Genomic DNA, 22,867 nt, shown 5'->3' with positions numbered 1-22,867 from the left:
CCATGATCGTCGCGCGCATGGCAGGCACTCCGATTTCACTGTTACAGTCCACTATGGTTCTGAAGAGCTGTTTCCCTGCTCGTTGGTTTCAGGTTCTTTGTCGGCCGAGCGGATGTAGCAACTATCAGGCAGTTGCTCCTTTCTCAGACGATACAGATACCGTGGCTGCTGGTTGCTGCCAGTGGGTTTCAATTTGATGGTGTTGAAGTAGCGACGCCTTAGATCAAAATTACTGCGCAGGTTCAGCGGCAGGTCCTGCAACAGCAGCAGCGGGTTGGCAGCTATGGCATCGAAGTCTTGTGCTGGCCGGTATTTGGCAAAGGCAAAGCCAAGGCGTTTTACATAGGTGGCAAACATGGCGCCGCTTTCTGGCATATTGCAGGCCAGCAGTACAGCAATTGCCTGGTGTTGCGCTGATAGTTTCCATTTGCGACTGTCATAGTAATACAGACCAGCATCATCATAATTCTCTATGGTGCGCCAGTTGGTTTCCGGCAGTTGACGTGCCAGCCTGATTGCCTGTCTGTTGAGCCGCAGGGCGTTGCGCCTGTCATGATGTTGTTCAAATCTATTCATGGCGGCGTTACGCAGACTGTCCACCCGTTCTTCCCTGGACCTGTCATCAGCGTGGCATATCAAGGGCAGGCAAAGGGAAAATACCAGGATGAGGTTTTTCATTGCGAACTCGTTTGTTGAGGGTATCAATCTTGGAAAGGATAAGCTGACCACGGACAGATGCATTTGGATCGCCGAAAATTTTCCTGCGCATCAGTCTGTCATAAGACTGATGTGCATTCATAACCAGCCCTGGTCGCGCGCCAGCCTGAACGCCTCGACCCGGTTCTTGGCATTGAGCTTGCTGATCGCTTCTGACAGGTAATTGCGTACGGTGCCTTCTGACAGGTGCATGATCTTGGCGATTTCTGTGCTGGTGGAACCGCTGCCGGCCAGACGCAGAACCTGGCGTTCACGCTCGCTGAGCGGGTCTTGTTCGCCACTCCAGCTTTCCATGGCCAGTTCGGGTGCAATTGCGCGCCCTCCGGTGTGGACGGTGCGTATAGCCGTTGCCAGTGCTTCAGCCGGTGCGTCTTTGAGCATATAGCCGCGCACACCGCTGGCCATGGCGCGACGCAGGTAACCGGTGCGGGCAAAGGTGGTCAGGACGATGACTTTGCTGTTGAGTTTTTTTTCTGCTATCGCGGCGGCCAGTTCCAGGCCCGTCATGATGGGCATTTCTATGTCGGTGATGACGACGTCAGGTGCTTCTTTTTCGCACAGGCTGAGCGCTTCCTGGCCATTCTTCGCCAGGCCTACGACTTCTATGTCGTCTTCAAGCCCCAATAATGCGGCCAGGGCGCCTGATACCAGGGCCTGATCTTCTGCAATGATGATGCGTATCATGGTTTTTCTTTCTTTTCATGGACAGGCAGCGATATATCTATCTGCAAGCCTGAAGTATCTGTTCTGCTGCTGATCTGTAAATTGCCGCCCAGGGCTTGCACACGCTCGTTCATGCCTTTGAGCCCGCTGCCTTTCAACAGCATTTTTGTCTGGTCTGCGATGCCATTGTCACTGATTTTCATGATGGCGTTCGTTTTTTCCATGCTGAGGCTTATCTGGCATTGGCTGGCCTGGGCATGGCGGATGATATTGGTGACAGCTTCACGCAGGGCAAGCGCCAGTACATTTTCAACGGCGTGCGGCATGGTGAATTGCTTTACATCGGTAATAAGGTTGACTTGTGCCGCATCCAGCGCATTTTTTGCCGATTCCAGCTCATGGCCCAGGCCTGTGGCGCGGTAACCAATGACTGCCGCACGTACTTCAGCCAATGCCTGTCTGGCGGTGTGTTCAATGTCATTGATCTCTTTTTTGCAGGCCGCCGGATTCCGTTCCTGCAGCTTGCCCGCCAGTTCAGCCTTGAGGGTGATCACGGACAGTGTATGGCCGAGCAGGTCATGCAGGTCCCTGGCAATGCGTTCACGTTCTGCCAGGGCGGCCAGGTATTCAACTTCTTCCTGTTTTTTCAACAGGCTTTCATTGCTGCGGGTCAGACGTTCGCCGATGATGGCGCCAGCACCACTGGCGATGCTGAAGATCAGGGCGGGTACCCAGAACATGGTGGTCAGATCCATGAGGTAGCTGGCGATGCCAATGACCAGGCCAATACTCAGCAGGCACATATATGCACGCTTTGAGTCCGGCAGGCGTGAACACATGGTAGCGGCAAAAATACAGAAGGTGGAGCTGCCGTAATTGTAGGGAGCCCAGACTATACCCATGGTGCAAATCAGTGTGATACTGGCATAAATGCGCCAGCTCGCGGTTTGCCAGAAGCTATAAAAGTAGATTGGTAGAAAGACCAGGATGCAGGCCAGTAAAAGGGGAAGTTCTGTAGATCCGGGTTTAACATACAGGTATTTCCAGCCCATGATGACAAAGGATAGCAGCCAGAAATAAGGCGCCTTGCCATAGCGTGACGGCACCCAGGGGAAAGATAAGATGGATTGTAGTTTTGCTGACACGGCTTCACCTTGGGTGCGATTTTTACAGAATGCTGCGCATTATTCCTTCAAAAGGCGTATGTCCGCAATCTGAAAACGATATTCCCCGGTTTGCGGCCCGGCATTGAAGCCGATGATGGTGATGATGCTGGGGTCCAGGTCCTTGAACTTGCTGAAAGGAATGCTGACTTCCCTCCATTCTTCGCTTGCCCTGAAAGGGACTGAAACAGGGATGTAATTACCTTTGACGCTGATGCCCACGCTATAGTCCTTGCCATCGCCCTTGACCCTGAATTTCAATACATTCGCCGCACTCAGGTCCGCCGCATCCATCGGCGCCTCGCCCGGGAAGAAGGTCAGTCCTGCCCAGGGGTAGGCAAAGCCGGGCCTGATGCTGGCGCTGACCGACAATACCGGTTGCCTGTTCGGGGCGTCCGGCACTTCTTCCGCCAGCTTGATTTCTATCTGTGACTTGCCGCCCATGCGGGAGTCATCTGCCGGATACCAGCCAAAACCGAACGGGCTGGCCAGTTTTTCCTTGCTGAACAGACCTATACGGCCATCCGCCGGCATTTGAATCTGAACGGTTTTTTGTACAATTTCTTTGGTGACCAGTTGACGCTGTTCTTCGCGTTGGGTTGTAACCTTGTCACCATCCTTCCATACTTCGACGATATTGCGCGCCTGGCTGACGTCCATGTCCGGCTCACCTTCCACCAGCACCAGGTCTGCCTTGTAGCCCTTGGCTATCCTGCCACGATCCTTGAGACCAAAGGCGGCAGCTGGTACGGAGGTGGCCGATGCCAGTGCTGCCAGTGGCTTCAGGCCCGCCTTGACCAGGGCGTTCAGTTCATGATGCAGGCTGACCCCATACTGGGTGCCGGAATTGCCTGCATCGGTACCAGCCAGTATCGGTATGCCCGCCGCATGCATGGCAGCTGTCACCTTGTTGGGGACGGACAACAAGTCCGGGCTGGCTTGCGCCCCATATGGCGTATTGAGTGGTTGCAATTGCGCTTTTTTTAGCAGGGCCATCATGCGCTTGTCTTGCAGCACATCGTTTTCTTTGACGCCGGCTATGCTTTCCAGCACGCTGAAAGTGGGGATAACGAAAGCACGTCTGGACTTGGTCAGGGCGACCAGGTCATGCAAATCCTTGTCAGCTATCTGCTTACCCACGAATAAATGCACCAGGCCATCTGCACCGGCGTTCAAGGCATCATTGGCTTCTTGCAGCGTACCCACGTGCACCACGGCCAGTTTATGGCGCAGATGGGCCGCCTTGACCAGGGCAGTGAGGGTGGCATTGTCGAGAGTATTGATAGCATGTTTGTCGCTGCCATGTTCGAGAACGATCTTGATGAAGTGCGAACCTTCGGCAATCCTGGCATCCACCCAGGCCTGCGCTTCTTCCGGCTTGGTCAGGGTAGGGATGGGGAAACCATACTCTGTACCATGGCCGCCGGGTGCAGTTGCCAGCACGCCTGCAGAAATCAGGTCGGCACGGTCATGATTCTCACCTTTTTGCATTTTGGCATTCATTTCCTGCATCAGGGGGACGGCAGTGAACATGTCTATCTGCGTAGTGACGCCATACATCAGGGGTAGTTCCTGGTGCTGGTAGGCATGCACATGGGCGTCAATCAGCCCTGGCAGCAGGGTGCGGCCCTGGCCATTGATGATGCTGACACCGGCAGCAGCCTTACCTTTAAAGTTGATGTCCTGGATTTTGCCGTCAGCGATCAGCACGTTTTTATCCTGCTGGATTTTCTCTCCATCGAACACACGTACGTGTTCAACCAGGAAACTGGCGGCGGTTGCCGGCAAATGAGTAATGCCTGTGATTGCTGCCAGGGCCAGTGTAATGCTTGTTTTGATCATGACGGAAGTCCTTGTGTTTGGATGCGTGCATTATGTCGCTTGCATGCATGTTGAAACAGAAGCAAATGCCATGACTTTCATATGACATTTGTCATGTGCTGATGTCAAGTGCCTGCCAATCTGCCAATTGTGCGGGCGGGGCGGCAAAAAAAATCCCGCATTGCTGCGGGATTTGTCTGTCGGCTCGCTAGAGATCGTCAACAGGCTCTAAGGTGCTGTACACAGGCAATGGGTGAGGGCGGTAAAGCCTTTGCCTTCCTTGTTGGCTTCCGCCAGCCAGGTCAGGTCAGACAGAACCTGGCTCGCTGCTGCCGGTGGCAGGCCGCTGGTGGCGCTGGCCAATTTGAACTGCTCATGTACGACACTGGCGATCTTGGCGTCGAAGATGCTCAACAGTCGGTCAAACTTGGATGGTTCGCGTTCTATATAACTGATGCGATAGTCATTGCCAAGCTTGCCGCGGGTGGCGGCTGATTTCAAGGCATCACCAAAGTTGCCTATGGTGTCAATCAAGCCTCGTTCCTTGGCCTGGGTGCCAGTCCAGACACGACCCTGGGCCACTTCATTGATTTTTTCCGGCGTGGTTTTGCGTGCCGCTGCTGCCTTGGCCGTGAAATCGCCGTAGGTATGGTCAATACTGCTTTGCAGGAGTTCGGCAAAACGGCTATTAAAGGGGCGCAGCGGGTTGAATGGATCTGCCAGCCAGGTGGTCGGCGAACCAGCCGTGTGCACACCCAGTTTGTCCGCGGCCTTGTCTGCCGTTGGCAGGATGGCGATGACGCCGATGGAACCGGTAATCGTCGCCTCATCTGCAATCACTTCGTCTGCCGCCATCGATATCCAGTAGCCACCCGACGCCGCCACGTCACCCATGGAGACGACCACGGGTTTGCCGGCCTTGCGGGTCAGCTCCAGTTCACGGCGTATCAGCTCGGAACCAAAGGCGCTGCCGCCAGGTGAATCAACCCGCAAGACGACGGCCTTGATGCTGTCGTCTTCACGTGCCTTGCGTATCAGTTGTGACGTGGACAAGCCGCCGATAGAGCCCGGTGGGGCCATGCCTTCACTGATTTCACCGGCTGCAATAACGACACCAACGGCATCACCAAAAACCTTGGGTTTGATGCGGGCCAGGTATTCTTCAAACGGCACCTGGCGGAAAGTCTTGAGCTGCGTATCCTTGACACCGCGCTTGATCATCAGTTCACGCAATTCGTCGCGGGTTTTCAGGCCGTCGACCAGTTTTGCATTAACGGCCAGCTTGGCAATGTCACCACCGGCATCCTTGAGCAGTTTGCCCAGGTCATTGATGCCCTGCATGATCGCGCCTTCAGGCAGCTTGCGTGCCTTTTCCACGTCGGTGGTATAGGTTTTCCACAAGCCATTGTACAGATAGGCATCCGCCTTGGCTGCTTCCGGCGATGGGGCGTTGGCGACATAAGGCTCGCCAAAGCTCTTGAAATTGCCGGCCTTGAGTACGGTGACCGTCACGCCGAACTTGTCGAGTGCATCGCGATAGTAATTCCGGTATTTGCCAAAACCAGTGATCATTACCGTACCCATGGGGTGCAGGTAGATTTCATTGGCATGCGATGCCAGGTAGTACTGGCGCTGGTCATAGCTGGAGCCCCAGGCAATCACGGCTTTGCCGCTGGCTTTGAAGCGGTCTACGGCAGCCGTGATCTCGCGCAGGCTGGCCAGCCCGGCGCCGCCGAGGTCGTCAAGCAGCAGGACCACGCTGTTGATCTGCGGGTCTTTGGATGCCTGGTCCAGTACGGCCAGTACATCACGCAACTGCGTGGTTTTCTTGGCGTCGCCCCTGGCCTCTGCGATCAGTGCCTCGCGCGGGCTGTTGGCATGTTGCTCAACCAGTGTGCCCTTGAGGTCCAGTATCAGGGCGGTCTTGTCTTCCAGTTTCCTGACCCCGCCGCTGAACAGATTGATGATGATAAAAATCAGGACAGCAAGTATCAGCAGGTTGAAAAACACCCTGCGGCTGAAATCCAGTGCTGACCACAGGTATTTGAAACCTTTTCCTATCCAGCTTATTGGGGTAAATGCCATGACGAAATTTTCCTAATGTAACAGTAAAGCCGGCTTATTCAGGCCAGATGGTTTTGAGCAACTGCGCCAGATGCGCGCCGGCACGGGCCAGTGCATCTTCTTTCAGGTTTTGCATGGTTTTTTCATATTCCAGCGGTAAGGCTATAGACCAGCTATTGCCTTTTTGGTTCGGGGTACTTTTGCTGAATTGTGTGCCGGCAAACAGCAATTTGGCATCGCGGATGGCATCATCTGCCCACAGGACTGGCAATTCTTCTATGGCCGCATTGCTGGCGACGACAGCCCTGGCTTTTTTGGTCAGTGCGTCATTCATGCGGCCACGCTTGAATTGCTGTGGCAGGTCATCCCACAGGGAGTGAAAATTACCGCAAGGGCATTGCAGGGCATTGCCGCCGACAGTATTGTTGCCATGATCATAGACCCCTTCATCGGGGTTGATGATCTTGCCGTCAGCATTCAAAAAGACCGAACCTACATGCAAAGGCTGGTGCAGGTCGCCGACATAGTGGGTCAGCAAGGCCAGTGCTTCTTGCTTGTCCTTGAAATTGAAAGGCTTGGGCTGAGGCCTGTCCTGTAACATCAGGACGGCTGCGCGGATGGCGTTGACGACATCGTGATCGCTGGTGCCGACGTAGCCGGTTTTGTAGTGATCATGTTGCAGGGCCACGTCAGCGTAGTGGTACTGCTTGTGGCAGTTTTCTTCGTTTGGACCGGGGTTGCAGTTGGTGTTGTTGCGTTTGACATAGTCTGCCATGGCAGCAATGCCTGCAGCCGTTTCAAATGGTGTGCACTCGGGGTAGCGGCCAGCGGAGGTATAGGCAAAATCTTTCTCTGGAGCTATGCCTTTGACGCAATCGCCCCAGACTGCCATTTTCTCCAGAGTATTGTCCCCGAGCAGGACTTTGACCTGGGCCCCGGCTTTGCTGCCCGCCAACAGGGAGTCGGCAATCGCGCCCACAGTCTGGTGACCATCCGCACCCCAGGCAAAGCTGAGTTGCGGCAAACTGGCCAATGCCAGCATGAAGGCTGAAATTATTAACTTTTTCATAGTCAAGTCTTTAAATGAATATTTAAATGAATAAACAAGTACAAGCGGGGGTAAGCGAAATGAGCGCCTTACCATTAATGGTAGCCAGCATGGTAACAAACAAAGATGACGAGGATATAGCAAACCGGGGGGATTGTGTACAGCTCAGAATGCGTATTGCATGCGCAGGCTCAATACCTGGGCATGTCGGGTGCTGAGCTTGCCCATCACATACGAGATTTCATAGCTGATGGACTGGCTGCCACCAAGCCGGTATTTGCCTGAGACGACAGGGCCGGCGCGATGAGACTGACGGCTGAGACCAGACCAGTGATCCCAGTCACCGAGTTCGCCAAAGCCTTGCAAGCCCAGCTCAAATTCTGGCTGCAGGCGGTATTTGCCCTGCCACTGGTACTTCATCTGCGTGCTGGTCGGGGGTGTAACCTGGTACGTGCGTTCAAAAAAGACATTGGCATTGACTTGCAGGCGGCCAAACTCGGTTTGCATGGCTGGACCAAACTCAAAGTCTGTGCCACGGCTGCGATCAGTATTTAAGGCTGGTATGCAGGGCCAGGTCGACCGGGTATTGTCCGTGGGTGAGCAAAAAATCGTTTTGCCAGGTCCATGCACTGGTCGCCAGTGTATCTGCCCCGCGTTTGAACCAGTTGGCTATCACCTCGGTATACCAGGTCTTGTTGGGCATGTAACTGATGCCAAGTTCAGGTGCTGTAGAGGTTGGGTGCTTGTCGGCAAATGAAGACCAGGATTTGAAGTCGACGGCCTTCTCTCCTTCGTTTTCATAGATACTGACAAGATAATAGCCAGAACCTGCCCATGCAGGCAGAGCAGGGCAAGTTAACAACAGGATGACTGCACTTGGCGCAATTTTCTTCATGGATGCTCATTTATTCTGAAGATGACCAGGGTATTTTGACATCATGGCACTGATACAGGAAAGTGCAAGGTCAAGGGTTATGGTCTGGTTTTTTTTTTGCCATTCATGCATAAAACCTGCCACTTCTTTACTGTGCTACAAGACTGAATTCGACTTCATCCTCAATACCAGCTAAACTTATACGTTTTTCTTCCATTTTTGCGGCATCTGCAATGAATACCATGAACACAACAGACGACAGCCAGGAACCGGTCAATGACGTAGCCGCAGATGTCGCCGATACGTCCAGTACCTCAAGTGTGTCCAGCGCACCATCAAAAGACCTGATCAGCCGCGAAGTAGCGCGCCGTCGCACCTTTGGCATTATTTCCCATCCGGATGCGGGTAAAACCACGTTAACGGAAAAACTGCTGATGTTCTCGGGCGCGATCCAGCTGGCCGGTACGGTCAAGGCGCGCAAGAGTGGTCGTCATGCGACATCTGACTGGATGGAAATCGAGAAGCAACGCGGCATTTCGGTGGCTTCTTCCGTCATGCAGTTTGAATATCGCGACCACGTGGTCAACCTGCTCGACACGCCGGGTCACCAGGACTTTTCTGAAGATACCTACCGCGTGCTGACGGCAGTCGACTCGGCCCTGATGGTGATTGATGCCGCCAAGGGTGTGGAAGAACAGACCATCAAGTTGCTCAACGTATGCCGTATGCGCAATACGCCCATCATCACCTTCGTCAACAAGATGGACCGTGAAACCCGCGACCCGCTGGAATTGCTGGATGAACTGGAATCGGTGCTGAAGATACAGTGCGCACCAGTGACCTGGCCCATAGGCATGGGCAAGACTTTCCGTGGTGTGTATCACATCCTGAAAGACGAGATTTTGCTGTTCACGCCAGGTAGTGAACGTGCTGACCAGGAATTTGAAGTCATCAAGGGCATTGATAATCCCCGTTTGGTAGAGATGTTCCCGCTGGAAATCGAACAATTGAAGATGGAAGTCGAGCTGGTGCATGGTGCTTCCCATCCATTCAGTCTGGAAGACTTTCTGGCCGGCGTGCAGACACCGGTGTTCTTTGGTTCTGCCATCAACAACTTTGGTGTGCGTGAAATTCTGAACGCTTTGCTGGACTGGGCGCCGGCGCCCCGTGAGCGTGATGCCACCGTACGGGCAGTCGAACCCAAAGAGACACCGTTCTCAGGCTTTATTTTCAAGATACAGGCCAACATGGACCCGGCTCACCGGGACCGCATCGCCTTCCTGCGCGTGTGCTCTGGCCGGTTTGAACGTGGCATGAAACTCAAGCATCTGCGTCTGAACCGTGACATCAAGGTGTCGTCCGTGGTCACCTTCATGGCGTCTTCGCGTGAACAGGTGGAAGAAGCTTATGCCGGTGACATCATCGGTCTGCCCAATCACGGCAATATGCAGATAGGCGACAGTTTCTCTGAAGGTGAATTGCTGCAATTCACTGGCATCCCTTATTTTGCGCCGGATTTTTTCCGCACGGCACGTATCCTGAACCCGCTGAAGATCAAGCAACTGCAAAAAGGCTTGCAGCAACTGGGTGAAGAGGGTGCGGTACAGGTATTCAAACCTGTTGTCAGCAGTGATCTGGTGCTGGGTGCGGTTGGTGTCCTGCAGTTTGAAGTCGTGGCCAGCCGTCTTAAAAACGAATACGGCGTGGATGCCGTGTTTGAAGGCACCAGCATCAGCAGTGCCCGCTGGATTACCTGTGACGACAAAAAAATGCTGGCTGACTTTGAGCGCTCCAGCGCCGGCGCCAACATTGCTTTTGATGCGGCAGGCAATATGGCCTACTTGGCGACATCGGGCGTGAACCTCAAGCTGACACAAGAACGCTGGCCTGGCGTCACTTTCCATGCCACACGTGAACATGCGGCGAAATTGAGCTGATCTATCAGTGCATGCAACGGAGCGGCTGACAGAGGTCAAACTCTGTCAGCCGTTTTTTATTGGCTTTTGGCAATTGTAAATCCGCTCTTGAAAACTCATGATTTTTTGCTACTATGCTGTTTTAAGCTACTTTTTTTAATCAAGATGATGACACACAGATGTCATATTGAAAGTGCAAGATAAGCCTTGAAACGGGCTGAAAAAGCAGCATATAGTCAATAAGTCAATAGGCAACAAGCGTCGCAAGAGGTCGTATCGGTAGTGCAGGCAAGATCAGCAGATCCAATTAATTCCACCAGGCAAGTTCAACACCCTTCCCTATTTTCTGTCACTGTAACTTAAGAGGAGTTTGATCATGGCATTATTTTTTATTGAAGCCGTTCGTTTTGACGATAGTGGAGAACGGATTGCCAAAGTGCGCTGGGGAAAAAGCAAAGGTGGTCAGGTCATGCCTCCTGCCATGGTCGATGATCCGCAAGAAGCTGATGTGGCTGCAGTCCTTGAAACGATCGCCAACGGTGATGAAGTCATTCCCAAGTTTCACAATGACAATGGCATTTTCCTGGGGCCCAAAGTTGTCGGCATCATGTACGCAGACGGCGCGCATGGCTTGAGCACAGTCGGCGCTGACCAGCCAGGGCATGATTTGAAAGACTTGCCTTCATTCTGAGTTTATACAGACCGGAACACGCTGCTGTAACCAGCAGCGTGTTTTTTTATCTGCGGCCCTTCCATGTTTTTTGCATATGAGCGTGCTTGTTATATGCAAATAAGAAATACTTCGTTGTAGTAGCCAGCCCTGACTCCATATCATTAACAGGTCGCCGGATGTGATTGCTTTCCGGCATGTTGCGTATCTGGCCCTGCATTGCTTTCCAACGGGCCGGCATTTATCCAGGAATAATAATGACTAACACGAATAAAAAAACGATCTCTGCATTGTTCGCCGGTATTGTGCTGGCTGGCGCCAGTCTGACGGCAACTGCTGCTGACCTGCTCGATACCGTCAAGGCACGCGGTACCCTGAAAATTGCCCTGGAAGGCACCTACCCGCCGTTTAACTTTAAAGATACCAAGACCAATGAGCTGGCTGGTTTTGACGTTGATGTCGCCAAGCTGCTGGCGGCCAAACTTGGTGTCAAACCTGAATTTGTCACCTCTGAGTGGAGCGGTATTCTGGCAGGTTTATCCGCTGGCAAGTTTGATGTCATCGTCAACCAGGTTGGCGTGACTGCCAAGCGCCAGGAAACCTTTGATTTTTCTGATCCTTACACCGTGTCCAGCGCACAGCTGATCGTCAAGAAGGACGACAAGCGCGAGTTCAAGAGCCTGGAAGACCTGAAAGGCAAAAAACTTGGCGTAGGCCAGGGCAGCAATTATGAAGAGCGCGCCAAGGCCGTGGCCGGTATCGAAGTCAAGAGCTATCCGGGCGCACCAGAGTATCTGCAAGACCTGGCAGCAGGCCGTGTTGATGCTGCATTAAACGACAGCCTGATGGTTGCCTATCTGCTCAAGGCCACCAATCTGCCGGTCAAGGCGGGTGCACCTATCGGCGAGCTGGCAAAGAACGGCATCCCTTTCCAGAAGGGTAATCCCAAGTTTGCTGCAGCCCTGAATACGGCACTGGCCGACATCATCAAGGATGGCAGCTTCGCCAAAGTATCAAACAAGTGGTTTGGCAAAGACGTCAGCAAAGCACCGTCTGCCAACTGAAGCGAACTCAGGATGAAATAAGACAGTCCTTTACAGAAATCATCCTCGCAGCTTGTACTCGCGGTATCATCAGACTTGATACCTGCACCATATCCCCGTACGTACGGGGATATTTCTTTTTGAAATCGCCATGGAAATTCTGGAATTGCTGCAGATGGCTGCCCCGGTCATGTTGAAAGGGGTTGGCTATACCTTATTGTTTGCGGTTGGCGCCATGTTTGGTGGCCTTGTGCTCGGCTTTGTACTGGCCGTTGCGCGCATATTGCCATTCAAGCTGGTCAGCGTGCCGGCAGCCGTATACGTCAGCCTGATACGCGGCACACCCTTGCTGGTGCAGATATTTGTCATCTATTACGGCCTGCCCAGCATAGGCATAGAGTTCTCGGCAATGTCTGCAGGCATACTGGCGCTGAGCCTGAACGCCGGTGCTTACCTGTCAGAAAGCATACGGGGCGCCATCGTCGGTATCAGTCGTGGTCAGTGGGCGGCCAGTTCCAGCCTTGGCCTCAATTATGGCCAGACCCTGCGCTATGTCGTGGTGCCGCAAGCCATGCGTACTGCCGTGCCATCGATGAGCAATACCCTGATCAGCCTCATCAAGGATACTTCGCTGGTGTCGGTCATCACTGTCACAGAACTGATGCTGGCTACCAAGGAAGTGATCGCCACCAGCTTCAGGCCTTTGCCGCTGTATGTCGCAGCAGCCGGTGTCTACTGGGCATTGAGCCTGTGTTTTGAAGTCGTTCAGCGGCGGCTGGAAAAACGCCTGCAACAGGCACATCAGGTGTGAGTCAGGCAGCCAATCTGGCTGGAATGCTCAAGCTGTTACTGCTGAAGTACCGGGGGATTGCTCCATGCGCTTCAAGTCATCAAGGTTCGAATGACCGAGCAAAGCTGTCTGCAATAATGTCGCCGGTTGCACGCTGCCGTCGGCACGGGTCATGACCAGAGCCTGGCCAGGTATCAGGCTGGCTCTATAGCCATACTGTGTCAGGCAAGCACTGATCCAGGCTTCCATGATTTCAAGCACATACTGCCGCTTACCCAGCCGGGATAAAAAGCTGACGCCTTCCGGCCTCAACCTGTCCCATAGCGAATCAGGGTCCAGTGCAAGGTTTTTCAGTTCGCTCAAGGGCAGTACCTTGGGGTCCATCCAGCTACCTTCAAAGCGTTTTTTGTTGATGGCCTGCATGACATCGGCCGCGTAGTTATCCCAGTCGCTGACAGTCAGTTGTTCGACTTCAAACAGGCTGTACCACGCGTCTTCAGTCTGTTGTTCGCCTCCAAGTAAATGCAGGCATTGCGCCAGCGGCGGCATGCCTGGTCTGGCGCCGGGCACGACAGCAGCGACACGCTCTTCCATGCTGGGATGAGTGTCATACTCGGAACTCTCGTGTGCCTCTGCATAATGGATGGCTTCCTGGATTTCTGCGCGGCGTATGCCCGGTTTGCAGAAACGGCGAAAACCCTCAAAAATAGGCATGCGGGCACCACGGTTCAGGGCAGGCCCCAATTCATAGTCCAGATAGCTGGACCACAAAGGTGAAATCAGATGTACCTTTTCCAGTGCGCTGCGGGTGGCGACCGGGCCAAATTTTTTGGCGGCCGTTGCATCGGCTGCATATTCCTGCTCCCGTGATACTGCCGCCGACAGGCGCAGAAACCATTTGCCATACCAGCGAAACAGGATGTCGAGAAAGAACATGGAGTCGTCAAGATCAGTGACTGTGCGGGCGATGGAAATGCGCGTGCGGTATACCCATGGGCCCAAAGACAAGTCACCGGCAACAAAGTGACCATATTCATGCGCGATGACTGATCCCAGTTCGGCCTCGGATAAGGTGCCGAGCAGAGGCAGACCCAGGCCAACCTCCAGGGACTTGATCCTGCCCAGCCAGTTCTTGTTGCCGCTGATGAAGGCTGTTGCCCCTCCTATCAAATGGATATTGACGGTGGCACTTACCCCAAGCTCTTTACCTATACGTTCCACCATGGCGTACAAAGGGGCGGCAGTGTCGCGCGACAGGGGTTTGACTGATTCCCCCGATTTTTTCTCTTTGCGCCTGGGGCGCAGGGTATAGGCCAGGGTAAGTGCCGCGATACCCGCCACAATGCCCGAAAATTCTATCGTCGAACGATGATTGATCTGTGCCAGCGGTATCCAGGCGAGGCCGGCAACCAGGCCCAGGGCCAGTATCCAGAAACCCAGCCACAAGGCCACGACCAGAAAAGCGCGCTGGGTCAGGTTGCCAGGCCTGGAGCCGGACTTGTTTTCTGTCTTCTTCGATGAACTCAGGTTTGCCATTGCTTGCTCGCGGTAGTAATGTTGCTTTGCCAGACATCGGTTTTGACTGCCAATTGTTTCAGGCCGCTTCTTTCTTGCGGTGAGAGATGCTGATTGCGTGAGCGTACCAAATGGGCGGAGGCTTGCACGTCAAGGTTAAGATCGATATTGTCGATACTGACATTGTCGCCGCGCAGGTATTGATCCAGCAAGGTGAAGTCATTTTTATTGACCTGCAACAGACTTCTTAAACGGCCCTGTGCAATCTTGTCGTTGACGCGGACAGCTTCGCCATAAAGCAGGGCCAGCTGATCCATGCTCAATGCCTGGGTCAAGGTCGCCGGACTGATATCCCGTAACAATGTCAATGCCTGTCCGGGGTCGCTGCGTAAGGTCATCGATAGCCTGACGACAGGCATACGGGCGTCTGCCGGTATCAGTATGGGCAGGCCAGCCCTTGCGCGATACACGTCCAGGGTTCTTTCCGTACCTTGTTCTGCAGGCAGTGTCTTCAGATATTTTTCTGCGTCGCCACCGGTTTGCCTGCTGATCAGGTAGTAGGCAATCGCGTTGCTGCCATAAGCGTGGCTCTGAAGTTCAGGCATGCTTGCTTCCAGTAGTTTCAGTGCTTCTTTGGCTCGCCCCTGCGCTACCAGCAGTCTGGCTTCAAGGTCCAGCAGATGGCTGGCGTCGGCCGGCGCAACCTTATGCAGTCTGGCCAGATCCTGCAGGGCGCCTGCCGCATCACCGTGCGCCGCCCTGCGCCAAGCCAGGCTGCGCAGGATATTGTTATTATCAGGGAAGCGTTGCGCCAGGGACTTGAGAACCGATATGCCCTCATTCCCGCTCAACAATGCGGCATACAGATATTGCTCATTGGCCGAATCAGGGTGCTGATCCTTGCGCGCTGCATATTCCGTCAGCATGCTCGCATGTTCGCCGGCATCCTCGCGCAGATCCTGTATCGTCCTTTCCAGGCTGATATTATCCGGATGGACTTTCAGCGCCTTCTGCGCCACCCGTAAGGCTTCTTTTGTCGACACATTGGTTGCAGCAAACATGGCGGCATTGGCATAACCTTCATTCCAGTCATTGAATGCAGCCAGGGCTTCGAGCGCCTTGAGCATCTCTTTTTCCTGACTGTGGTCAAAGGCATAGTTGATACAGCTTTGCACGCCTGGCGTATCGGGCTGGCTGACGACAGCCAATTGCCTGACACTGATCATGCTGTCATGTTTGCCCATGCTCATGGTTGGCGGTGGATCGGTGAACAGGAATTTGATGTCATCGAACTCCAGGAAAGTTTTTCCGCAATACACGGTCTGGCTTTCATTACCCTCGGGATTGACTGGCTTTACCTTGTAATAGGTGACCGTATTCTGTACCAGCGGGGAGGCGCCAGCTACATTCCAGATACTGGTGCGACCACTGCTTTCCAGTACGATGTCGAGCTTGTCGACGACACCAGCCTTGTCTGCACTGGCGACACCATGCAGTTGTCCGGTGGGCAGGGTCAGCTTGCTGCGTCCCTGTGCCGGCACCTGCACCATTTTGTCATCGAACCGGACTGTCAATGGCACTGCAAAACCATTCAATACGGTCAGGTCCTGATTGTTTGATGCATGATAACTGTGAGCAGCGCCTGTCAATACCATGATCACCAGGGCCAGCGCCAGCCCGCGCGTGTACAGCCATCCCATGATACCCAGGGGAGTGCGCGCATAGATCTGCCATTGACGTTCACCCGTACTCTTGACCAGGTAAGATCCCATCGGTATCAGGGGAATGGCAAACAGGACGACAAAGGCATGCAGGGCGATGTGACTGCCATCACTGTCCCGTTCGGATTCGCCAACAAAACCGAAACCCACCGAGTTGTAAGTTCCCAGCGAGGGCGTACCTTTCAGGGGCCTGGCAAACAAGCGCCGCTCCCTGGTCAATTCCCGTAATATGGGCATATGCTCAGGCAAGCGCCTGAATATACGTGCCAGCACCAGCGCACGATATACCTTGAAGGGGTCGCCAGATTCTATCGCGCGGCTGATTTTGGGATCATCGCTGAGAGCTCGCAATTCTGGTACGCGTTGAAACAGATTGGCTGGGTCAGAGATCGGCATACGTGATCGATTCAAATTGAAGGGCGTAATCTGGCAATGTACATTTTCATTGACATTATTGTCAAAAGAAAAGGATACCAGGGTGGTATTTCAATGCTGGGCCGCAGGCATGCCGTCGCGCAATCAGAGTTTCTTCAAACGTGGCGCCAGTGACAGCACAACCAGGGCAGTCGCAATCGGCAGTGTGGAAACAAAGCCGAAGTGCTTGAAACCGTAAGCGCCAAGTACGGCGCCCGTGAAAAAAGCCAGGACCAGCAGGCCATGCAGGTGCAATTTATGAACATTGGCGCTGACTTCACCCTGGGGATGGAATTCATCCCTGTTCCTGTTCCAGTAAATCATCTTGCCCAGCTCTATACCTATATCGGTGACCAGGCCGGTGACATGGGTGGTCCGGATTTCTGCATTGGATATCTTGGTGATCAGGGCATTTTGCAGGCCCATCACATAGCAGAGCAAGACTGTGGTGAACGACACGGTAATCACCGCATGTTCCTGCAATTCTGTGCCCACCAGGCCGAACAGCAGCAAGAGCACGGCTTCCAGCAACAGCACAGGTGTGTAGATATAGCGAAACTGGTTACGCTTGGCGTAATTGACGATCAACGCCGTACAGGCTGCACCCCAGGCAAAAGCCAGCAACATGAACAAGGCTGCAAAGGCGGGCAGGAATTTCCCCAGCACCAGATCATCGGCTGCAGATGACAGCATGCCCGTCATGTGCGAGGTATATTGGCCCACGGCCAGAAAACCGCCTGCATTGAGCGCACCGGCCACGCACGCCAGAGTAACGCCAAGATGGCGATTCGCCTGTGGCGTGCGCTTGGGAGAGGTCAGTGCGGACAGATAATGGAATGCCATGTCTGGAAAATATAATTCTTACCTATATTCCATAGTGTAATCGATATTACACGCGTAGCGCGATTTGCTCTATCCAGGGTAGTCGCAAGGGATGGTCTTATTGCTATCAATAAGACCCTCTACTACCTTATCCGTTTGTTTGACCCTTACATGGTTGTCGCCCGGCTTCAGGCGGCTTTTGCATAGGTCGCCAGCATGCTGCGATGGTCGCGGAAGTTGAGCGCACAACGCTGCATGAAGTCGCCGAGCGGGTGTTGCTGATCAGCCTCCCTGCCTGCGCTCCTGTTTTCTGCATCAGGGAATATCCCCATGCCCGCCAGCAAGGCATACCAGGAGGCGACAGGGTAATACTTCTCTATCTTCTGACGGCGGATTTCGTCACCGAGGTCGCGCCCTTCCAGCCATGCAGAAAAGATATGCTTGAGCGAATCCGGTATGGCATGCAGGTTGGCTGCATTGGCTTTCCAGTATTCCGTGTCTGTCCTGGTGTTGGTTTTGTAGTGGGCGATGATGTAGTTCCTGTGCCCATCAAAATAGTCATTGATCTCCTGGTTGTAGATTTTCTGTGCCTGCTCACTCAGGTCGCCTTTTTCCAGGAACAGACAGAATATGGCAGCCGTCATCTGCGTCAGGTACAAGGCCGTGGCTTCCAGCGGTTCCAGAAAGCCTTGTGACAGCCCGACTGCCAGGCAGTTCTTGTTCCAGTGTTTTTCCACCCGGCCCAGCTTCATCTTCAAATGGCGTGCTGGTGTATCAGAATCGAGCATGCCGATTTTCTCGCGTAATTCAGTTTCTGCCCGATCTGCGGTTGTGAAGGCAGAACTATACACATAACCATTGCCATAGCGGTTTTGCAAGGGGATTTTCCAGGCCCAGCCATGTTTCATGGCGGTGGATACGGTCAGTGTAGGAATCTTTTCGCCGATGTCAGTAGGCATGGCGATGGCAGCATCATTGAGCAGGTTATCTGCATAGCTGACAAATGGCGTTTTCAAGGCCTTGTCTATCAGCAGGGCAGAAAAGCCTGAGCAGTCAACAAAGAAATCTGCGGCCAGCTCATTGCCATCTGCCAGTGCGACGGCGGCAATATTGCCCTGCTCATCAAGGCGGGCGTGATTGATATGGGCCCTGATGTGCTCTATGCCAGCCTGCAAGGCCTTCTTGCGCAGGAATTTCCCCAGTAGCATGGCATCAAAGTGATAGCCATAAGTGGTGAAGAACGGAAAGTTATGGTCCGCTATCGGCGCCAGGCATGCTTCAGCCAGTTGCGCAGACAGAAAGAATTTGTTTGGCAGGGCGCAGACATCAGCGCCATGCATGCGTGCCTTGACATTGTCGATAAAGGGCGGCAAGGTCAGGTTGTCGACCATGGTCACAAAAGGGTGGAAATAACTTGCATGCCCGGGTTTGGTTGACCAGCCATCAAAGGCAATGCCGCTTTTATAGGTGGCATTGCACTCCGGCATCCATTCGTGTTCCTGTATGTCCAGGGTATCAAAGAATCGTTTCATGACCGGCGTCGAACCTTCTCCCACGCCGATGACACCGACGGTCTCTGATTCAATGACGGCAACCTGTATGCCCTTGTTCTTGACCGAATGAGCAATCAGCAGGGCTGCCATCCATCCGGCAGAGCCGCCGCCGACAACCAGGATTTTTTTGATGGATTCTTGTGTAGTCATATCGTTCGCCATAAAGATAGCAGTATCAGAAGCATATCTGACAACAGGGGTTCAGATGCAAAAAAAGTGATGGGGCAAGTTTGCACCATCACTTAAGAACCGGGGAAGCAGAACACCGAATTCACTTCCCCGTATTTACCGCTGTTAAATTACTCTACAGCTTAGATCTTGCCATGCAAAGTCAGGAAGATCTGGCGGCCGTTTTTATACAGGGATGCAGGTACGTCGGCTGCACCAGGTGTTTTCCAGGTGGAGCTGACCAGCGGATTGTTGAGATCCTTGCCATCCAGGGAAATCGAGAAGTTGTCGCTGAACTGGTAAGCCAGTGTGGCAGACAAGGTGCCGATATCGTTCTGGAAGGCAGCACTGTTACGGCTGGTACCATTGAGGAAGCCGGAACGGTAGCTGTATGTCAGACGTGCACTGAACTTGTTGTCTTCATAGAACACACCCAGGTTATAGGCATTTTTGGATGTGCCGATCAAAGTACAATCAGGTGCAATCAAATCACCGCACTTGGAACCAGGAGCCTGGCCTGTTTCTTTACCCAGCGTGTAAGTGTAGTTGGCGTTGATACCAAAGCCAGCTGGCAATGCCTGGATGTAAGACAGTTCCAGACCTTTCACTTCTGCCTGGGTATTGATCGGTGTGCTCATTGCATACACGGTGTTCTTGCCTTGAATCTGGTTAAAGAACGTACCTGTGCTTGCACCATAAGTGACATAGCCATCCAGTGCCGAGTAGAAGATGTCAGCGGAGACCATGGACTTCGGCGCGAAGTACCATTCCACACCCAGGTCAACCGTGTTGGCGCGGATAGGCTTCAGGTTGGGGTTACCACCATTACCAGTGCCCTGTACGTCACGCAGATCCAGGCCTGCCATCTGGCCCAGTTCAGGACGGGCCATTGTGCGGGACACACCAAAACGAGCAACCATATCCTTGTTCAGGTCCAGGCGGAAGTTGGCGCTTGGCAGGAAGTCGATATAGTTGTTGTTATAAGTGCGTGGCTGGAAAGTACCGGATGGGCCAATCTCGTTACGGGTGACCTGTTCGCCAGTACGGGCTACGCGCAGGCCGAAGTTACCGCTGAAGCCTTCGCCGCCGAAATCAGCCATCACATAAGCAGACTGGGTCGGTTCCTTGATGGTGAACTCGTTTTGCAGCAGGTGGCCGCTATAGTTGGTGTATTGAGACAACCAGCCATTGACCGCAGCTTGCGAGAACGTCCAGTAGCCAGCACCATTTGCACCCAGATCATTGAAGATGCTTGGGAAAGAGGTCAGGCCAGACATAGGCAGGTTTGCTGCATTGTTGAGGCCAGGCAAGGCATTGATGCCGATAGAGCTCAGATCACGCTTGTGTTCCGCTGCGCGGAAGCCAAAGCGCAGGGTAGGGATGCTGGCGATGTCGGTTTTATATACGCCATCGATCTGCGCATAATCTTCCTTGTCGTTGGCAGTGACATGTGAGCCATAGGTGTAAGGTGCGCCAGGTGTGCCTGGTGCGCCATTGTTGAAACCACCGATGGAGAACTTGTCTGCACCTGGCGTTACATAGATCACTGGCTTCTCAACGCCCTGGATGGTGTAGCTGCCACCTGTCCATGGCATCCAGATACCCATCGCGCCGCTGACGGTATTGCCCAGGCCTTTGGTCGTGCCAAGTTTGCCGCTCAAGGTCAGCGCATCGTTGACGCGGAAAGAGCCGTCAATATTGAAGAACTGCGACTGGCTCTCAGCGATAGGGCGGGAGAAGATTTCCTGCACTGCGCTGGACATGCCGCTGCAAGGTACGCAACCTGCCGGATTGGTTACTGTCAATTGGGTAATGACAGCCTGGCTCAAGGTACCTGTAATAGCGCTGCTTGGGAAACCTGTCGTTGCCCAGGATGGACCAACGAAACGGCCCAGTGACTGCATGAAGTTGTGGTTGACGTTAGGTGCATCGAGGTGAGACTGGAAAGCCGTTACGTCGATACTGACATCTTTCGATGGCTTGAACTGGAAGTCGATCAAACCGCCCTGACGGGTACGTTGCTGCTCAAACCAGGCAGTACCGCCGAGATAGCTGGTCAATGCGCCAGATGGTGAAGCGGTTGCCGTATTGGCCGTGCTTGCACCCTTGATGGCCATGTCGATCGGTGCACCTGGGTCAACCTTGTCCCACCAGATCTGGTTTTCCTGACCGGCACGGCTCAGAGTACGTTTCTGATGAAAGCCCTGTACCAAGATGCCCATGGTCGATGCATCATTTTTCCATGCGATCAGGCCACTGATCTGCGGATCAGACTTGCTGGAGTTGGCAGAGTTCACCATACCCAGGCTGACCTGACCATTGAACTGCTTTTTGAAATCCAGGGGTTTGCGTGTTTCGATATCGATCACACCTTCAGCACCGCCATCGAGCAGGTTAGCCTGTGAACCTTTGTGGACGGTGACACGGCCAATCAATTCAGATGGGAACAGGGAAAAACTCACGCTGCGGCCACCGCCAATAATATTGTCGGCAAACCAGTCGCCACTGGAAACGGAATGCCCATTCAAAGTAGTCAGGGTCAGGCCAAATGGTGTGCCACGCAAGGCAACGCGGTCATTTTCACCAAAGCTGCCTTCGCCACCGCCGGCTGCTGCAACGCTGACACCAGGTACGCGCTGCAAAGAGTCTGCGACGTTTTTATCAGGCATCTTGCCCACGTCTTCTGCAGTGATCACTTCAACGAAGGTATCCGCATTGCGCTTCTGATTCATGGACTGTTGCAGGGACGCGCGAATACCAGTTACGACCACCTCTTGTGGCGCTGCCGGCTTGGCTGCTTCCTGCGCCTGGGCCTGCATGGCAACACTCATGACCAGCAGTGCGGCTGCAGACGCCATCGGCGTCAGATTACTTCTTATAGGACTTGATTTATTTTGCATTTATTTCTCCTTCGGTTAAGACCTGTAAACAACTTATGACTGATGACAAAAATTGCTTCCTCCCCCCATACCCTACACACTTGACGTCGCAGACAGTGAGTATTTTTGGTACAACCCGCTGCAGAACAAAATACATTCTGAGTTAACTACCACTCGAAACAACCACACCGGATGTGAAGCACTTTAGTGGTGACTAAACAGGTTGTCAATCGGTATCTAAGTGGTATCTAAGCGATGTTTAATTGATTGCTATGTGAATAACTATGTGCATCATATGTATATGATTTTATTGGATAAATTATTTTTTTTAATTTGCCAATGACAAAAGTGGACTGATGTTTTAAACCCACAGCTGGTTTTAAAACAGGTTTTGAATGTTAAGAAAAGTGGCTTTAAAGTGGATTTAAATTAAAACTTTTTGATCGCTTTTTTCTGGATTTTACTGGTCGGAAATATTGGCTGCAGCGCGCATGCTGGGGGAGTTGGCGACATGCAGTCCGTTGGTTGGAATATCGTCAGAAACTGTCAGAATGTGGTGTTTGACAGGACTTGTCTACCTAAGACCAGTTGTAAGAAAACAGTCATGATTTGAAGTAAATCTTTTCCCTGGATATGGGCGAAATTTCAGCATAAAGCCTGCCGATGATTTTCTCTTTGCAGACTTTTATTAATACCACATAGATACCGCTTGACAGCCAGTTGTGAGGACACTAAAGTGAGTCCAATTCAAAATCAATGCCCATGTTCCTCAGGTGATTTTCAGGGTTTGCATCAACTTGTATGTGACTGGTATTGATTGTATATGACGTCATTCTGCGCAGATAGTCGCCAGTGAATGGGCAGCGTTAATTCAAGAAACAGAATCATTAATAATAGGACTTACGCAAAATTGTCCCAGCAAGGCGCTGCGACGAAGACAGTACTTTAGTACGGCTAGGAGCTGCAACGCAGCTGGGGCGATTTTGCGTAAGTCCTAAATAAAACAAAAGAGAACGAGGAATAGGA

General features: G+C 53.0%; 17 protein-coding genes. 4 read left to right on the top strand and 13 right to left on the bottom strand.

Annotated features, from left to right (window positions below; genetic code table 11):
• Positions 1–51: 51 nt before the first annotated feature.
• From LZ463_RS17415 to LZ463_RS17380, 8 genes are all read right to left on the bottom strand, one after another.
• Positions 52–678: a hypothetical protein gene (locus LZ463_RS17415; protein ID WP_241457086.1), complete on the bottom strand. Its 627-nt coding sequence runs from the start codon at positions 676–678 to the stop codon at positions 52–54.
• Positions 679–795: 117 nt separating this feature from the next.
• Positions 796–1,401, bottom strand: a complete 606-nt coding sequence (locus tag LZ463_RS17410) for a response regulator transcription factor (RefSeq protein WP_241457085.1) — start codon at positions 1,399–1,401, stop codon at positions 796–798.
• Complete coding sequence (locus LZ463_RS17405) at positions 1,398–2,525, bottom strand: sensor histidine kinase (protein WP_241457084.1); 1,128 nt, start codon at positions 2,523–2,525, stop codon at positions 1,398–1,400. The genes LZ463_RS17410 and LZ463_RS17405 overlap by 4 nt, the downstream gene beginning before the upstream one ends.
• A gap of 39 nt (positions 2,526–2,564) precedes the next feature.
• The gene (locus tag LZ463_RS17400; RefSeq protein ID WP_241457083.1) at positions 2,565–4,385 is read right to left on the bottom strand and encodes a CIA30 family protein; all 1,821 of its coding nucleotides are present in this window, start codon (positions 4,383–4,385) and stop codon (positions 2,565–2,567) included.
• 207 nt (positions 4,386–4,592) lie between these two features.
• On the bottom strand, positions 4,593–6,449 hold the full coding sequence (sppA, locus tag LZ463_RS17395; protein ID WP_241457082.1) for a signal peptide peptidase SppA: 1,857 nt from the start codon (positions 6,447–6,449) through the stop codon (positions 4,593–4,595).
• A gap of 34 nt (positions 6,450–6,483) precedes the next feature.
• A complete protein-coding gene (locus LZ463_RS17390; RefSeq protein ID WP_241457081.1) occupies positions 6,484–7,497 on the bottom strand; it encodes a S1/P1 nuclease in 1,014 nt (337 codons plus the stop codon).
• Between the two features lie 144 nt (positions 7,498–7,641).
• The gene (locus LZ463_RS17385; protein ID WP_241457080.1) at positions 7,642–7,983 is read right to left on the bottom strand and encodes a hypothetical protein; all 342 of its coding nucleotides are present in this window, start codon (positions 7,981–7,983) and stop codon (positions 7,642–7,644) included.
• 37 nt (positions 7,984–8,020) lie between these two features.
• Positions 8,021–8,371, bottom strand: a complete 351-nt coding sequence (locus LZ463_RS17380; RefSeq protein WP_241457079.1) for a hypothetical protein — start codon at positions 8,369–8,371, stop codon at positions 8,021–8,023.
• A gap of 221 nt (positions 8,372–8,592) precedes the next feature.
• Between LZ463_RS17380 and LZ463_RS17375 the strand changes: the two genes are divergently transcribed.
• From LZ463_RS17375 to LZ463_RS17360, 4 genes are all read left to right on the top strand, one after another.
• A complete protein-coding gene (locus LZ463_RS17375; protein WP_241457078.1) occupies positions 8,593–10,287 on the top strand; it encodes a peptide chain release factor 3 in 1,695 nt (564 codons plus the stop codon).
• Positions 10,288–10,642: 355 nt separating this feature from the next.
• Positions 10,643–10,957, top strand: coding sequence for a hypothetical protein (locus LZ463_RS17370; RefSeq protein ID WP_241457077.1), 315 nt, complete (start codon positions 10,643–10,645; stop codon positions 10,955–10,957).
• 236 nt (positions 10,958–11,193) lie between these two features.
• On the top strand, positions 11,194–12,000 hold the full coding sequence (locus LZ463_RS17365) for a cystine ABC transporter substrate-binding protein (RefSeq protein ID WP_241457076.1): 807 nt from the start codon (positions 11,194–11,196) through the stop codon (positions 11,998–12,000).
• 130 nt (positions 12,001–12,130) lie between these two features.
• Positions 12,131–12,790 carry an amino acid ABC transporter permease gene (locus LZ463_RS17360; protein ID WP_241457075.1) on the top strand — a complete coding sequence of 220 codons (660 nt, stop codon included), beginning with the start codon at positions 12,131–12,133 and terminating at the stop codon, positions 12,788–12,790.
• A 27-nt stretch (positions 12,791–12,817) separates the two neighbouring features.
• Here LZ463_RS17360 and LZ463_RS17355 read toward each other — a convergent pair whose 3' ends face one another.
• From LZ463_RS17355 to LZ463_RS17335, 5 genes are all read right to left on the bottom strand, one after another.
• A complete protein-coding gene (locus LZ463_RS17355) occupies positions 12,818–14,305 on the bottom strand; it encodes a M48 family metalloprotease (protein ID WP_241457074.1) in 1,488 nt (495 codons plus the stop codon).
• On the bottom strand, positions 14,293–16,401 hold the full coding sequence (locus tag LZ463_RS17350; protein ID WP_241457073.1) for a tetratricopeptide repeat protein: 2,109 nt from the start codon (positions 16,399–16,401) through the stop codon (positions 14,293–14,295). The genes LZ463_RS17355 and LZ463_RS17350 overlap by 13 nt, the downstream gene beginning before the upstream one ends.
• A 123-nt stretch (positions 16,402–16,524) precedes the next feature.
• Positions 16,525–17,262 (bottom strand): YoaK family protein, encoded by a 738-nt coding sequence (locus LZ463_RS17345; protein ID WP_241457072.1) that lies wholly within the window; start codon positions 17,260–17,262, stop codon positions 16,525–16,527.
• Positions 17,263–17,429: 167 nt separating this feature from the next.
• Positions 17,430–18,944, bottom strand: coding sequence for a tryptophan halogenase family protein (locus tag LZ463_RS17340; protein WP_241457071.1), 1,515 nt, complete (start codon positions 18,942–18,944; stop codon positions 17,430–17,432).
• A 161-nt stretch (positions 18,945–19,105) separates the two neighbouring features.
• The gene (locus LZ463_RS17335; RefSeq protein WP_241457070.1) at positions 19,106–21,862 is read right to left on the bottom strand and encodes a TonB-dependent receptor; all 2,757 of its coding nucleotides are present in this window, start codon (positions 21,860–21,862) and stop codon (positions 19,106–19,108) included.
• Positions 21,863–22,867 lie beyond the last annotated feature (1,005 nt).

Source organism: Undibacterium paludis, from assembly GCF_022568815.1.
Taxonomy (GTDB): domain Bacteria; phylum Pseudomonadota; class Gammaproteobacteria; order Burkholderiales; family Burkholderiaceae_D; genus Undibacterium.
Note: the sequence above shows the minus strand (reverse complement) of the source record. Positions and strands in the feature narration are given on the sequence as shown.